Annotated in this window: 16 protein-coding genes; all 16 read left to right on the forward strand. The window is 41.4% G+C overall.

Going from position 1 to position 15743, the window contains the following annotated elements:
- Positions 1-202: 202 nt before the first annotated feature.
- The 16 genes from rnmV (at position 203) to spoVT (ending at position 15729) form a co-directional block, all read left to right on the forward strand.
- On the forward strand, positions 203-760 hold the full coding sequence (gene rnmV / locus MOJ78_RS00355; RefSeq protein WP_304979295.1) for a ribonuclease M5: 558 nt from the start codon (positions 203-205) through the stop codon (positions 758-760).
- On the forward strand, positions 757-1632 hold the full coding sequence (rsmA, locus tag MOJ78_RS00360; protein WP_304979296.1) for a 16S rRNA (adenine(1518)-N(6)/adenine(1519)-N(6))-dimethyltransferase RsmA: 876 nt from the start codon (positions 757-759) through the stop codon (positions 1630-1632). The genes rnmV and rsmA overlap by 4 nt, the downstream gene beginning before the upstream one ends.
- Before the next feature lie 79 nt (positions 1633-1711).
- A complete protein-coding gene (gene yabG / locus MOJ78_RS00365; protein ID WP_304979297.1) occupies positions 1712-2602 on the forward strand; it encodes a sporulation peptidase YabG in 891 nt (296 codons plus the stop codon).
- 316 nt (positions 2603-2918) lie between these two features.
- A complete protein-coding gene (gene veg / locus MOJ78_RS00370; RefSeq protein ID WP_304979298.1) occupies positions 2919-3182 on the forward strand; it encodes a biofilm formation stimulator Veg in 264 nt (87 codons plus the stop codon).
- Between the two features lie 554 nt (positions 3183-3736).
- Positions 3737-3913, forward strand: coding sequence for a small, acid-soluble spore protein, alpha/beta type (locus MOJ78_RS00375; RefSeq protein WP_304979299.1), 177 nt, complete (start codon positions 3737-3739; stop codon positions 3911-3913).
- Between the two features lie 209 nt (positions 3914-4122).
- Positions 4123-4983: a 4-(cytidine 5'-diphospho)-2-C-methyl-D-erythritol kinase gene (gene ispE, locus MOJ78_RS00380; protein ID WP_304979300.1), complete on the forward strand. Its 861-nt coding sequence runs from the start codon at positions 4123-4125 to the stop codon at positions 4981-4983.
- Positions 4984-5049: 66 nt separating this feature from the next.
- Positions 5050-5877 carry a pur operon repressor gene (gene purR / locus MOJ78_RS00385; RefSeq protein ID WP_304979301.1) on the forward strand — a complete coding sequence of 276 codons (828 nt, stop codon included), beginning with the start codon at positions 5050-5052 and terminating at the stop codon, positions 5875-5877.
- A 2-nt stretch (positions 5878-5879) separates the two neighbouring features.
- Positions 5880-6260, forward strand: coding sequence for a RidA family protein (locus tag MOJ78_RS00390; protein ID WP_304979302.1), 381 nt, complete (start codon positions 5880-5882; stop codon positions 6258-6260).
- A gap of 230 nt (positions 6261-6490) precedes the next feature.
- Positions 6491-6781 (forward strand): septation regulator SpoVG, encoded by a 291-nt coding sequence (spoVG, locus tag MOJ78_RS00395; RefSeq protein ID WP_221569249.1) that lies wholly within the window; start codon positions 6491-6493, stop codon positions 6779-6781.
- A gap of 210 nt (positions 6782-6991) precedes the next feature.
- Complete coding sequence (gene glmU / locus MOJ78_RS00400; protein WP_304979303.1) at positions 6992-8386, forward strand: bifunctional UDP-N-acetylglucosamine diphosphorylase/glucosamine-1-phosphate N-acetyltransferase GlmU; 1395 nt, start codon at positions 6992-6994, stop codon at positions 8384-8386.
- The gene (locus MOJ78_RS00405; protein WP_370529751.1) at positions 8386-9336 is read left to right on the forward strand and encodes a ribose-phosphate diphosphokinase; all 951 of its coding nucleotides are present in this window, start codon (positions 8386-8388) and stop codon (positions 9334-9336) included. Before glmU ends, MOJ78_RS00405 begins: the two co-directional genes overlap by 1 nt.
- A 300-nt stretch (positions 9337-9636) precedes the next feature.
- Positions 9637-10278 (forward strand): 50S ribosomal protein L25/general stress protein Ctc, encoded by a 642-nt coding sequence (locus tag MOJ78_RS00410; RefSeq protein WP_304979304.1) that lies wholly within the window; start codon positions 9637-9639, stop codon positions 10276-10278.
- 173 nt (positions 10279-10451) lie between these two features.
- Positions 10452-11012, forward strand: a complete 561-nt coding sequence (gene pth, locus MOJ78_RS00415) for an aminoacyl-tRNA hydrolase (protein ID WP_304981151.1) — start codon at positions 10452-10454, stop codon at positions 11010-11012.
- 59 nt (positions 11013-11071) lie between these two features.
- Positions 11072-11302 carry an anti-sigma-F factor Fin gene (locus tag MOJ78_RS00420; RefSeq protein ID WP_304979305.1) on the forward strand — a complete coding sequence of 77 codons (231 nt, stop codon included), beginning with the start codon at positions 11072-11074 and terminating at the stop codon, positions 11300-11302.
- Positions 11303-11423: 121 nt separating this feature from the next.
- Complete coding sequence (gene mfd, locus MOJ78_RS00425; RefSeq protein ID WP_304979306.1) at positions 11424-14957, forward strand: transcription-repair coupling factor; 3534 nt, start codon at positions 11424-11426, stop codon at positions 14955-14957.
- A 235-nt stretch (positions 14958-15192) separates the two neighbouring features.
- A complete protein-coding gene (gene spoVT, locus MOJ78_RS00430) occupies positions 15193-15729 on the forward strand; it encodes a stage V sporulation protein T (protein ID WP_304979307.1) in 537 nt (178 codons plus the stop codon).
- The last annotated feature ends 14 nt before the right edge of the window (positions 15730-15743 follow it).

Consider the following 15743-nt stretch of genomic DNA (forward strand, 5'->3'; position numbering starts at 1 on the left):
TAGAGGTTGTTCAAAAGTGCCTTTTTGAACACACCGATATATCTGGGACTGACTCACTAAGTCTGACTATCTCTAATGAGAGTAACAGACATTTGGGTCAGTCTCTTTATTTCGTTTCAAGTAGGGTATAATGTGAAAAGAATCTCTTTGTATATATAGACGTCTCTATTATTGAAAAGGTTTCATCGTTTTGGAGGTTTTTATGAAAATTAAAGAAATAATCGTCGTTGAAGGAAAGAGTGATACGATTGCAATCAAACGGGCGATCGACGCAGATACGATTGAAACGAACGGTTCCGAAATCAGCGAAAGTACAATCGAACAGATTCGACTTGCACAGGAAAGAAGAGGTGTAATTGTGTTTGCGGATCCGGATTACCCTGGCGAACGAATACGGCGGATTATTCGTGAAAAGGTACCTGGATGTAAGCATGCATTCCTTCCGAAAAAAGAAGCGATTGCAGCGAATAATAAAGGTGTCGGTATCGAACATGCATCAGACGATTCGATCCGATTGGCATTACATAACGTTCGTGAGCAACTGGAGGATAGAGAAGAAATCGTAACCTCACAAGACCTTGTTAATGCTGGCTTAGTCGGAGGTGCCAACGCAAGGGCAAGGAGAGAGCGACTTGGGATTCTCTTGAAAATCGGTTACAGTAACGGAAAGCAACTACATCAAAAGCTGAAAATGTTTCAAATTACGAAGGATGAATTCCAGCAAGCGATGCATCAAGTGTTCCAGGAGGAAAACGAATGAACAAAGATATTGCTACACCACAACATACAAAAACAATTTTAAATAAATTCAATTTCAAGTTCAAAAAAAGTCTTGGTCAAAACTTTCTAATTGACCAAAATATCCTGAACAAAATTGTGGATTCTGCCAAGGTCACATCTAAGAGTGGAGTCATTGAAATTGGGCCGGGTATCGGAGCATTGACAGAGCATCTTGCCAAACGGGCACAAAAGGTCGTCGCTTTTGAGATCGATCAGCGTCTGATTCCGATTTTGAATGAAACGTTACAGGATTATAGTAATGTCAAAATCATTCATTCAGATGTACTTGAAGCTAATGTGGACCAGGTAATCAAGGATGAACTTGACGAGGTAGAGGACTTGGTGGTCGTTGCAAACCTCCCTTACTACGTTACAACACCAATTATAATGAAGCTATTGACCGAAAAGCTGCCGATCCGCAGCATCGTCGTGATGATTCAGAAAGAAGTCGCTGAGCGGATGGCAGCACAACCCGGAACTAAGGATTATGGCTCGCTATCAATTGCTGTTCAATATTATGCGAAACCAAAAACGGAAGTGAAAGTACCTAAAACAGTCTTTGTCCCACAGCCGAATGTTGACTCATCGGTTATTTCGTTGAATTTGAGGGAGGCTGCTCCTGTAGAAGTGAAGGACGAGGATTTCTTTTTCAAGGTTGTCCGATCCAGTTTTGCCCAGAGAAGAAAAACACTACTGAACAACCTGCAAAATAATCTTTTTACTAAAGAACAAAAGCCTCAGATTGAAGCTGCATTGGAAGAAATAGAGATTGATGGAAGGCGGAGAGGTGAATCACTCTCTATTGAAGAATTTGCAATATTATCGAACAAGCTATTGGTATTACAGAAATGACATTCATTTTTTCGCTCCCCCTTACATAGGTTAGAGAGAAGTACTGGTTTTCACTCTCGTTCGAGGGGGAGAAGAAATTATGTCCATAAAAGTGGGAGATATCGTCGGTAGACACTCCTATCAATGTGACCTGTTATTTCGTGTCACAGCACTATCAGACGATCAAGGAACCGCAGAGTTAGCAGGGGAAGATATGAGGTTGATTGCCGATGCCCCCGTACAGGATCTTGTGGTGATGGATGGAGATGAACAACAGGAGCGTCGAAAAAAAATTAAAGAGAAAGAAAAGACTTCCTATCGTTTATTCAGACAGGACTACCAACTGCTGCGTCATAAGATGGAATATGCAGCAACGGGTGGCTACGATAAGAATCATTCGTATTTTCGTCTGCCGGGTAAGGTTCTCCATGTCGATGGAGACCCTTATTATTTAAGTAAATGTTTAGAGCTTTATAAGAAATTGAACGTGCCTGTATATGGGATTCATATGAAAGAAGAAGAAATGCCGGAAAAGGTCTTGCCCCTCCTCGAAGAAGTAGCTCCTGACATCCTTGTTATTACTGGTCACGATGCTTATATTCGATCAAAAGGGAGTAAACAGGATCTCCAAGCCTATCGAAACTCAAAGCACTTCGTAAGAACGGTGCGTGATGCTCGGAAGAAATACCCGCATCTGGACCAATTAATGATTTTTGCTGGAGCCTGTCAATCACATTTTGAATCTCTGATTCGGGCAGGGTCCAATTTTGCAAGTTCACCGGGTAGAGTGAACATCCATGCCCTTGATCCTGTTTATATTGTATCTAAGATAAGCTTCACATCGTTTGTAGACCGTATTAATGTTTGGGAAGTATTACGCAATACAATCACTGGAGAAGATGGAATCGGTGGTGTTGAAACAACGGGATTCCTAAGAACAGGTATGCCGATCAAATCAGAGGAAGAAACCGGATCCACAATAAAAGTTTAAGACTATACTCCACAAAACAATAATCCATAAGGGTCAGACATCTCCGTTATCACATCCATTTGTTGGGGAGGTCTGGCTTCCTTGCTTTTTTAGTAAATCTTATCTGAATATTGAGTAGTACAGTTTACGAAATCCTACTTCAATATTTTAGTACAGGTTTACATAAAAATGCTGAAAATGTACAAACTAACAGCAAAATAAAAAAAATAGGCGCAATACCGTTGACAATAACAAAGGAGGATTGCTATAATTTTAGTTTTATTTTGACAAAATGCATCAAATGATGTTATAATTTGTCTAAGTGAGGTGTAGTAGAATGGGTAAAACAATTCCGGACATAAAACGTGTATTGGACGGTCAAGTTGGTAAAAAGCTTACGTTGAAAGCAAACGGTGGACGACGTAAAACGATCGAAAGAAGCGGCACCTTAGAAGAAACATATCCAGCTGTATTTATCGTCAAATTGGATCAAGATACAAATGCATTTGAACGTGTTTCCTACAGCTATGCTGATGTATTAACTGAAACAGTTGAATTAACATTCTTTGAAGATACAGGTATGATGGTAAGCGGGCAGTAGGCATTCGTGTCTAACTGCTTTTTTACTTTCCATAGAGGGTGTTCGAAAATGTGTCGTATGATAAGCGGCGAATTTCGTTGTCAGTTTTGTTCCTTCGGTCCTCATTTAGGCGAACTAAACTCCGGTCCTCGGAACTTCACTTCCTAGAACTTTCGACGCACAGGACGTGCTAGTACTGGCGTTGTCACAGGACGTGACGCTTTTAGCCAGTGTTGCTTCTGATCCGTCACATTTTGAACTTTCATTGTAACGGATGTTCGAAAAGTCCAGTAAAAATTGCTGATTATTCCTTTGCCTGACAGTTTATAGGGCGTAGGTCGAGTCAACTGTAACAAAAAGCAGCTGATTTACGGCAAGACGCTTGGGAGTCTGCAAAAAGAAGGAATTAACTGCGAAACCAAGATATGTTACACAATTAGGCTAAACTTCCCATGATTCCTGTCGTATTTCTTTTTTCATCATCGGATGGATACATAAGGTAATATAAATCCCCTTCGTACAACCATACTAAAAATATCGCGGTAGCAATTTATTATTGAAAGGGGCTAGCATCGATGAGCAGAAGACGTGGAATGATGTCAGATGCCTTAAAAGAAGAAATCGCAAAGGAATTAGGCTTCTATGATACCGTGCAAAATGAAGGTTGGGGAGCAATACGTGCGAAAGATGCTGGGAACATGGTCAAGCGTGCAATTGAAAAGGCACAGGAGCAAATGACAAATAATCAATAGCTGCTGCGATTAGGGGTTGACCCAAAGAGACGTATCCGCATACTCCGATCCGACTAAGGGTGGAGGGGCCATATGCCGGATACAATTGGGGTCAGCCTCTTTCTTTTATAATTTCGTGTGGCGATTTTAAGTCGAACACGTACAATCAGCACAATTAGATAATGAACTATGATAAAATACTACGGAACTGACTACAAGTAGGTGAGGACATGAAGCATTCAATAAAAGCACCAGCTAAAATCAACTTAACATTAGATGTTTTACATAAACGGGAAGATGGTTACCATGAGGTCGAAATGATCATGACAACGATCGATTTAGCAGACCGTATAGAATTGACAACATTAAAAGAAGATCTTATCTCGATTGAATCATCAGGTGGATTTGTTCCTTCTGATAGTAGGAACCTGGCATACCAGGCTGCTGACTTGTTGCGCAATAAATTTGGTCGAAAAGATGGCATTCATATATTCATCGACAAACAAATTCCAGTTTCTGCCGGATTAGCTGGAGGTAGTAGTGATGCTGCTGCAACTTTAAAAGGTCTAAATCAATTATGGCATTTAAATCTCACAACAAAGGAACTAGCTGATATCGGTGCCGAGATTGGTTCAGATGTTTCATTTTGTGTATATGGAGGAACGGCACTTGCAAAAGGCAGGGGGGAAATCATCCGTCAAATCCCTGCACCTCCTCCATGCTGGATCGTATTAGCAAAACCAACATTAGGTGTATCAACTGCAGACGTTTATCGTCAGCTGAATCTAGACGGGGTGGCCCACCCTCAAACGGAAATTATGATTAATGCCATTGAACAGAAAGACTACAACCTTATCAGCAATACACTCGGAAACGTTCTGGAGTCTGTAACATTACAGCAATACCCTGAGGTGAACCATATTAAAGAACAAATGGATCGCCTTGGGGCAGATGGTGTATTAATGAGCGGAAGTGGTCCAACCGTTTTTGGTTTGACACTACATGAGTCCAGGGCACAACGGATTTATAACGGTCTGCGGGGATTTTGTAATGAAGTTTATATGGTTCGGATGCTAGGTGAACCAGAATAGTTATTGAAAAAACACGTATAAAAGTGTTATATTATCATTAAAATATTCGGTTTTTGGAGGAAAAGTATGAAATTAAAACGTAGTGGCAGACTTGTCGACTTAACTAGATACCTCCTCCAGCATCCTCATCAATTGTTATCCCTTTCGTTCTTTAGTGAACGATATGGTTCGGCGAAGTCTTCTATTAGTGAAGATTTACTGATCATCAAAGAAAACTTTGAAGAACAAGGTGCTGGCTGGTTAGTGACCTTACCTGGTGCTGCAGGGGGCGTTAAGTACATTCCCCGGGTTTCTAAGGAGGACGCGATACAGGTCACCGAGGAACTAAAGGTTCTTTTGAGCTCATCGGAACGAGTACTCCCAGGTGGTTATCTTTATATGACAGACATTATTGGCAACCCTTCAATCGTGGATAAAGTAGGTCGGATGTTTGCGTCTATGTTCTCAGATCGTGATATTGATGTCGTCATGACTGTTGCGACAAAAGGGATTCCATTAGCGTACGCAGTTGCCTCATACCTTAATGTTCCGGTTGTTATCGTCCGTAGTAATAGCCGTGTGACCGAAGGATCGACGGTCAGCATCAATTATGTGTCTGGATCGACGAAACGGATTCAAACAATGGCTTTGGCGAAAAGAAGTCTGCAATCCGGATCTAATGTTTTAATTGTCGATGATTTTATGAAGGCAGGCGGAACGATTAAAGGCATGATGGATCTTCTTCAGGAGTTTGATGCGAGCCTTGCTGGAATCGGAGTACTGGTAGAATCCGAAGAAGTCCAAGAAAGACTTGTTGATGATTACTTTTCAGTAGCTCGGCTTTCACACGTGGATGCAAAGGAAAAACGAATTCAAGTTGAAGCAGGAAATTACCTGGATCGGATGGAGGGGTAGATATGAAATCGGTTCATACAACGAATGCTCCAGAAGCAATTGGACCCTATTCTCAAGGAATTGTTGTTAACAATATGTTCTATAGTTCAGGACAAATTGCATTAACACCAGATGGGAGCCTGGCTGGTGAGGATATCCAAATGCAAACTCACCAGGTTTTCGCAAACCTCAAAGCAGTGTTATCAGAAGCGGGAGCATCGCTGAATACAGTAGTAAAAACGACGGTCTTCCTTAAAAGCATGGAGGACTTTCCACAAGTTAATGAAGTTTATGCAGAGTATTTCGAAAATCATAAGCCAGCACGGTCTTGCGTGGAAGTCTCAAAGCTTCCTAAAGATGGGCTTGTAGAAATCGAAGTAGTTGCACTTGTACAAGGTGAATAAAACTGAATGAATTCGAGACATGAAGCTGATCTAAAACATCATTATAACGTAGATGTTGGGTCAGCTTTTTTCAATTTCTGATTACTCGCGAAAATCGACAGAAATTTCATTATTTTGTAAAAAATAAAATATTTTAATTATTTTTTATATTTTGAGCAGGAAAATGTTACTAGTGTGTAGAAACTACGTATTACGCTGGTATTATAAAAAAGGGTGGTGTGTTTTTCAAAATGGAAGTAACAGATGTAAGACTTCGTCGAGTAAACACAGATGGACGCATGAAAGCCATCGCTTCAATCACCATCGATCATGAATTTGTTGTTCATGATATCCGTGTGATTGATGGAAATAATGGAATGTTTGTTGCCATGCCAAGCAAACGGACGCCAGATGGGGAGTTCCGGGATATTGCGCATCCAATAACTTCTAATACTCGTGAAAAAATTCAAACAGCAGTATTAACCGAATACCATCGTGTGGGAGAACTGGAGTCCGCTTTGGAAGAAGCAGGCGCATCCTAAACCGCGCAACTAAGAACCTGATCTCTTCGATTAGGTTCTTTTATTTGTCAAAAAACGCCCCTGCACGTATAGAATGTTTCAATCTGTCGACAAATCCTTAGATTTCTTGAATATATCCGAATTATAAGATATATTCGTAAGGGATAATAGAGGATGTTCTTGATTTGTACTTTAGGATGTCCTAAGGAAAACGTGCATTGGAGGCTAATTATGACAACTCGTTATGCGGTGGTTTTAGCTGCTGGACAAGGAACCAGAATGAAATCTCGCTTATATAAAGTGTTACACCCTGTATGTGGGAAACCAATGGTTCAACATGTGGTGGACCAAATTACTAGGGTCAACGCTGATAAAATCGTCACCGTCATTGGACACGGAGCGGAAGATGTAAAGTCCACACTCGGTCAGAAGATAGATTACGTTCTTCAGGAGGAACAGCTGGGGACTGGACATGCTGTCATGCAGGCTGAGGAACAACTCGGCCGTCTAGAAGGAACAACAATCGTGGTTTGTGGAGATACACCTCTGATCACCTCGGAAACGATGGAAGCTCTCATTAAACATCATGAGGATGAAAATGCGAAAGTCACATTATTAACCGCTCATGCACAAGACCCAGCAGGATATGGAAGAGTTCTTCGGAACGAGGATGGTACCGTTTCAAAGGTCGTAGAACATAAGGACGCCAACGACGAAGAACGACTCGTTAACGAAATTAATACAGGTACGTACTGTTTTGATAATAAAACTTTATTTAAAGCGCTCAAGCGTGTAAACAATAATAACGTTCAAGGTGAATACTACCTCCCTGATGTAATCGAAATTGTAAAGAATGACTCAGAAACCGTAGCGGCATATCGGACTCCTTCCTTTGAAGAAACGATTGGTGTCAATGATCGTGTCGCACTTTCCGAAGTAGAACGAATTATGAAGGCGCGGATTAATGCGAATCATATGAAAAATGGTGTAACAATCATCGATCCGATGCAAACCTATATAGGCGCTGATGTTCAGATTGGGCAAGATACGGTAATAAAACCCGGAACATTACTAACGGGTACTTCTGTAATAGGTGAAGATTGTGTGATTGGACCGAACACCGAAGTCATCGATAGTACAATCGGAAATCATACGTCCATTCGACAATCCATAGTAAGTGAAAGTGACGTCGGAAATCAATCGGTAATCGGCCCGTTTGCGCATATTCGACCGCATTCCCAGCTTGGAAACGAAATAAAAGTTGGGAATTTTGTAGAAGTGAAAAAGTCAAAAATGGGTGACGGAAGTAAAGCCTCCCATCTTAGCTACATTGGTGATGCAGAAATCGGAAAGGATGTTAACCTTGGCTGCGGCTCCATTACAGTCAATTACGATGGAAAGAACAAACATCTGACGAAGGTTGAAGACGGAGCGTTTATCGGTTGTAATTCCAACTTAGTCGCACCTGTGACTGTTGGGAAGAATGCCTATGTGGCTGCTGGATCAACGATTACTGATAATGTACCGGGTGAAGCGCTGTCTATAGCACGTGCCCGTCAAACGAACAAAGAAAATTATATTTCTCAAATCCAGGAAAAACAAAACAACCACGGGAGGAAAGAATAATGGCTAAATATGAAGATTCAAAGCTTAAAGTTTTCACCCTCAACTCCAATGAAGGTTTAGCAGAGGAAATTACTGAACATATCGGGGTCAATTTAGGGAAGTGTTCCGTTACAAGATTCAGTGATGGTGAAATTCAAATCAACATCGAAGAAAGCATTCGGGGTGGAGAAGTATATGTGATTCAATCTACTTCAAGCCCAGTGAATGAACACATCATGGAGCTCTTGATTATGATTGATGCATTGAAGCGTGCATCAGCGAACACAATCAATGTAGTAATCCCGTATTATGGATATGCACGTCAGGATCGTAAAGCTCGATCAAGAGAGCCGATTACATCTAAGCTTGTTGCAAACCTGTTGGAAACTGCCGGAGCTACGCGTGTGATTACGATGGATCTTCATGCCTCACAAATTCAAGGTTTCTTTGATATTCCTGTGGACCAGCTTCTCGGTGTACCACTTCTAGCAAATTATTTTGAAGGCAAGAACCTTGATGATATCATAGTCGTTTCACCTGATCACGGAGGAGTTACACGTGCAAGAAAAATGGCGGATCGTCTGAAGGCACCGATCGCGATCATTGATAAACGACGTCCTAGACCGAATGTAGCAGAGGTTATGAACATCGTTGGTAATATCGAAGGAAAAACAGCGATCCTGATTGATGACATCATCGATACTGCAGGAACCATTACACTTGCAGCAAATGCACTGATTGAAAATGGAGCAACCGATGTATATGCTTGCTGTACTCATCCGGTATTATCCGGCCCAGCGATTGAACGTATCGAAAACTCCAAAATCAAGGAACTTGTCGTAACGAACACGATCGCATTACCTGAAGAAAAAACAAGTGATAAGCTGACCCAATTATCAGTAGCGCAACTTCTAGGTGAAGCGATCATCCGTGTACACGAGCAAAAATCTGTAAGCAAGCTTTTTGATTAATCCCGTCATCTATGTTTGAACCTCACTGTTTTCGGGTATAGTTTATAGAGGTTGTTCAAAAAGTATCCAAATGATAAACGGCGAATTTCTACGTTCCTTGTAAAAGGAAATCACTTTTACTTCGTGCGATGTTTCGCTTCCGAAGAAGAGTCTAGTGCTCGGTTTTTCCGGTCCTCACGTATTAATACCATACGCTTCGGTCCTCAAAACTGTCGCGCCTTGAACTTCTTGTTTCTGATTCGCCTACTTTTTGGAACATAGATAGTTATTTTTAAACTGATACAGGAAGGGGATTACGTTATGGCATTGAATTTAACTGCTAACAAAAGAAATGATTTCACGCGTTCATCTACGAAAAAATTACGTGAAGAGGGACAGCTTCCAGCAGTGTTTTATGGAAAAGGGAGTAATCAACCCATTTCATTGGATCGGCTTGACTTCGTTAAGACAGTTCGTGAAGGTGGCATCAATGGCGTTATTACATTAACAGTGGATAAAAGCAAGCATTCTGTAATGGTCCAAGATCTCCAAATGGATCATTTGAAAGACTTGATCATTCATGCGGATTTCAAAGAGATCAACCTGAATGAAGAAACAGATGCTGATGTACCGATCCACCTCGTTGGTGAAGCCGCTGGTGCGAAAGAAGGCGGAGTCGTTCAGCATTTCTTACACGATGTTTCGATTCGGGCTTTACCTGCAGACATTCCAAGTGAAATTGAAGTTAACGTCGAAGAATTGAACATCAGCGATGCATTTACGGTAGCAGACCTAATAGAAAATTCATCTTATCAAATTCTGACAGATCCAGAAGAGGTCGTTGTTTCTGTAACACCACCTACTGAGGAACCGGAGGAAGAGGAAGCAGAGGAAACGGATGCAGAACCTGAAGTTATCAAGGAAAGTGATAAAACAGAGGGTGAAGAGAACGATAAGGAATAATGATAGTGGAATACGAGGCGCAGCCGTGTGGGTTGCGCCTTTTTGTGTGTTCAAGCATACTGTTAATAGTACTAAAAGAGGTTGGTTGAACATTTACTTTACTGATTTAGAAGGAGTATAATGCCATGTTCAATAAAATTTTGCAGCGGTGGAAAAAGGAAGGGTTCGATGAAATGAAAGTGATAGTCGGCCTGGGTAATCCGGGTGCTAAATTTGAAAACACAAAACATAATGTTGGTTTTAAGGTGATCGATCAATTATCCGAGAGACTTTCGATTCCACTTAATAAGCAAAAGTTTAATGGGTTGTTTGGAATAGGAAATGTTGGGGAGCATAAAATATGCTTACTAAAGCCATTAACCTACATGAATCGGTCGGGTGATTCTGTCGTTCCTTTAATGAACTATTATAATGTAGATGTAGAGGACCTTTTAGTCATCTATGATGATTTAGATCTAGTTCCAGGAAAGCTTCGTTTAAGGGGAAAAGGAAGCGCCGGAGGTCATAATGGGATGAAATCGATTATCCAGCATCTAGGTACTCAGGAATTTAAAAGGGTACGTATCGGTATCGGTCGACCTGAGGTTGGTGAAGCCGTTCCAGATTATGTGTTGAAAACCTTCCGCCCCGACCAAAGACCGCAGATTGATGAAGCACTACAGCGTTCAACAGAAGCATGCGAAGATTGGGTGAAGCTCCCGTTTACCCAAGTAATGAATCAGTATAACGGTTGAATAGAAACGACGCTTCACGACCATAATGGTAGTATCGAGTCGTGAAGGAGGATCAGCTGTTGAACATTTATTACTCATGTAAGCACTGTCGTACTCCTATTGGAAAAATAGATGTTGATTCTGTCAATACTGTTAATCTAGGGTTCGACCACCTTTCGGAGAATGAACGACAGGAGTATTTATCATACGATGAAGATGGACAATTACATGTGAAGTCCATCTGTGAGGATTGTTATGAGATGTTAATCAAAAATCCAGATTACCATGCACTTGATTCTTTTATACAGTAATGAGCTTTGGTTGTTTGATCAACCAAGGCCTTTCGTATTGATTTTTTTACACGTTTAGGAAGCACAAAAAAATTTTTATAATAGAATGTAATGCAATGGCCAAAAGGAAGGAGAGAAAATGATGCAAGGATTGCTTCATCATTTTTGCGATCAAGACGATTTCCAATCTCTTGTATCCGGAATGAAAGAAGGATTGAAGGAACAACTCGTATCAGGCCTGTCCGGGTCTGCCAGGACAATGATGATGGCCTGCCTATACAAAACGAATCAATCTCCTCAACTGGTCGTGACCCATAACCTTTTTCAAGCACAAAAGTTATACGAAGACCTTGTTGAACTGGTAGGTGAGGAAGAGGTTTCGTTATATCCTGTTAACGATTTGACATCTGCTGAGATTGCGATTGCAAGCCCTGAATTAAAATCACAGCGGCTTGACGTACTAAACAGGTTGAGCAAACAAGCGAAGGGGATTATCGTTACACCGATCGCTGGACTTAGACGGATCATTCCACCACGCTCGGTTTGGAAAGATAGTCAGCTTGGCTTTGAGGTCGGCACGGATATCGACCTTGATGAATTGAAGGATAAGTTAGTAGCAATCGGCTATGAGCGTTCGGGTATGATCGCTTCGCAGGGAGAATTCAGTATTCGGGGTGGAATTCTAGATATCTTTCCATTTACAGAGTCACAGCCGGTTCGTATAGAGCTTTTTGATACTGAAGTTGATTCAATTCGGTTTTTTGATGTCGAAACACAGCGTTCTGAGAAGCAAATGGATAACGTTTCGATAGGACCTGCAGCTGAAATTTTACTTTTCGAGGAACAATACCGAAAGGGCATTTCAGAGATTGAACAAGGCTTGGCTCGTTCGTTAAAAAAGGTTAAGGATGATCGTGTAAAAGAAAAGTTAGCTGAGCACATCGGTTATGAGGTGGAACAGCTTCGGCAAAAACAAACGTTCCAGGGAATTTATAAATACATTTCTTATTATTACGATCAACCCGCTAGTTTACTAGATTATTTACCGGAAAAAACCGTCGTCATCATGGATGAAATCAGCCGGATCCAGGATACTTCTTCTCAGTTGGAAAAAGAAGAGGCGGAATGGCAGACGACGCTGTTGAATCAAGGCGAGATGTTATCCGGGGTTACTTTATCCCATCAGTATGAGATGTTATTGCAGCATAGCAAAAAGAACTTTGTTTATTTATCCTTATTTCTCAGACATGTACCGCATACGAACCCGCAAAATATCGTTAATATGACCTGTAAGTCGATGCAGAATTTTCACGGACAGCTTAACGTACTTAAGGCTGAGATTGAACGCTGGCATAAAAGTAAGGCTGCCGTCGTTTTTCTTGCTGCAAATGATGATCGGGCAAAACGGCTTGAGCGAGTATTGGCTGATTATAATATTAGTGCCGAAATTGTCGAAGGGAAGACCCGGATCATTTCATCAAAAAATCAAATCATGATTGGAGATTTGAATGGGGGCTTTGAGCTTCCAATGCAAAAGCTCGTAGTGTTGACCGAGGAGGAAGTCTTCACTAAGAAATCCCAAAAGCCTCGACGACCTCAAAAAATGTCCAACGCTGAACGAATTAAAAGCTATTCTGAGCTTAAGGTTGGAGATTATGTCGTTCATATTAACCATGGAATCGGAAAATACCTTGGCATAGAGACGCTTGAAATCAATGGTGTCCATAAGGATTATCTTCATTTAAAATACGCAGGGGATGATAAGCTTTACGTTCCTGTAGAACAAATCGACCAAGTACAAAAGTACGTAGGATCTGAAGCCAGTGAGCCTAAAGTATACAAGCTTGGGGGAAGCGACTGGAAAAAGGTTAAGAATAAAGTCAAGTCGTCTGTGCAGGATATCGCTGATGACCTGATTAAGCTTTATGCAGAGCGGGAAGCTGCGAAAGGCTTTGCTTTTTCAAGGGATGGTGGATTGCAGCAGGAATTTGAAAGCATTTTTCCATATCAAGAAACAGAGGATCAATTAAGGGCTATTGACGAAATTAAAGAGGATATGGAAAAAGAGCGTCCTATGGATCGGCTTTTATGCGGTGATGTTGGTTATGGAAAAACGGAGGTAGCGATTCGAGCTGCCTTTAAGGCGATTCACGATGGGAAGCAGGTTGCTTTGCTTGTTCCGACTACGATTCTTGCTCAGCAGCATTACGAGACGTTACAGGAACGTTTTGCAGAATTTCCAGTGACGATCAAGTCTCTCAGTCGGTTCCGGTCCCGAAAAGAACAAACGGAAACGCTAAAGGGGTTAAAGCAGGGAACCGTCGATATTGTCATCGGTACACATCGTCTACTCTCAAAAGATGTGAAATTCAAAGAGCTGGGCCTACTCATCATCGATGAAGAACAGCGGTTTGGTGTGACACATAAAGAGAAAATTAAGCAAATGAAGACGAACGTCGATGTACTTACATTGACAGCAACACCGATTCCTCGTACCCTCCATATGTCGATGCTCGGTGTGAGGGATCTTTCAGTTATAGAGACTCCGCCCGAAAATCGTTTTCCTGTACAGACGTATGTTGTCGAATACAGTGGCAATATGATTCGTGAGGCAATCGAGCGTGAGCTTTCAAGAGGCGGTCAGGTGTACTTTTTATACAATCGAGTCGAATCGATTTCGCGAATGGCTGAGCAAATTTCGATGCTCGTTCCTGACGCAAGAATCGCCTACGCACATGGACAAATGAAAGAAAACGAGCTTGAAGCGGTGATGATCGACTTTTTAGAAGGAAATTATGATGTTCTTGTCAGTACGACAATCATTGAAACCGGGGTTGATATCCCGAACGTAAACACACTGATTGTCCATGATGCCGATAAAATGGGCTTATCCCAGTTGTATCAGCTTCGTGGTCGTGTCGGTCGCTCCAATAGGGTTGCGTATTCTTACTTTATGTATCAACGTGACAAAGTTCTTACTGAGGTCGCAGAAAAACGATTACAGGCGATCAAGGAATTCACGGAATTAGGATCTGGATTCAAAATTGCGATGCGGGACTTAACTATTCGTGGGGCAGGTAACCTTCTTGGTGCTCAACAACATGGCTTTATCGATTCTGTCGGCTTTGATTTGTATTCCCAGATGCTTAAAGAGGCAATTGAGGAACGAAAAGGGGATAAACCGAAAGAAGTAACGGTCAACCTGGAATTGGATATCGATGTAGACGCCTACATTCCTTCTCTCTATATAAGTGACGAAAAACAGAAGATCGACATGTATAAACGATTTAAAGCAATAAACAGCCTAGATGATGTGATGGACCTTAAAGATGAGATGATTGATCGGTTTGGCGATTACCCAGAGCAGGTTGCGAACTTATTCTCTGTTTCACGTATCAAAATGCTTGCTCAAAAGGAAAAAGTGCTGAAGGTTGAAAAAATTAAAAATCACCAAATTCAAATCCTTTTATCAAAAGAAGCTACATTACGAATTGATGGAAGTAAATTGTTTGAAATTGTTAATAAAATTGGTCGCCATGTGAACCTCGGTATGGCAGGGGAACAAATCAAGGTTCTGATCAACCGCCGCCATTTATCCGATTCAAAGTTACTGGATACGATTGAAACGGTCATGAATCAATTTCCCAATGCTAAAAAGGAACCCGTCCAAGCCTAAGGCTTGAAGGTAAGGATGCATTAAACGATTGCTGCATAGTTGTTATGTCCTCAAGTTTTTACGCACATGCAGAGTGCTTTAGCTTTTCGAACAAGAAAATTTTCCGTTTTCTGTGAATAGATTGGCATAACGTACGGATACTAAAGAAAAAGAAATGGTATTTTTCTTCTGCTATACCATAAATGCCATTGTTTCTCCATTATCATGCAACGATAGAAAGTGAGGGCATCTAAGAATGAAAGCCACAGGTATCGTACGTCGAATCGATGATCTTGGACGGGTCGTTATTCCAAAGGAAATTCGTAGAACATTACGGATACGAGAGGGAGATCCGCTTGAAATTTTTGTTGATCGAGAAGGTGAAGTGATTTTAAAGAAATACTCCCCTATTAGTGAACTTGGGGACTTCGCACAGGAGTACGCTGAATCATTATATGAGCATACCCAGCATATTACATTAATATCAGATCGAGATACGTTTATCGCAGTCGCAGGTGGGGGCAAAAAGGATTACCAGAACAAAAGTATTGGGAAGGTGATTGAAACATCGATGAACGATCGTAAAAGTGTTGTTTCACCGCAGCCATCCTCGGTTGAGGTCGTCGATGGTAATAGTGAATCGCTCTCTCATGTCATCGCCCCTATTGTAGCCAATGGAGATCCGATCGGTGCAGTTATTTTACTTTCAAAAACGGACAAGCAGGTCGGTGATACTGAGCAAAAGCTTGCTGAAACAGCAGCTGGATTTTTAGCTAAACAGATGGAACAATAAAGGATGTTAGGAAA

The sequence above is a fragment of the Alkalihalobacillus sp. AL-G genome (assembly GCF_030643805.1).
Lineage (GTDB): Bacteria > Bacillota > Bacilli > Bacillales > Fictibacillaceae > Pseudalkalibacillus.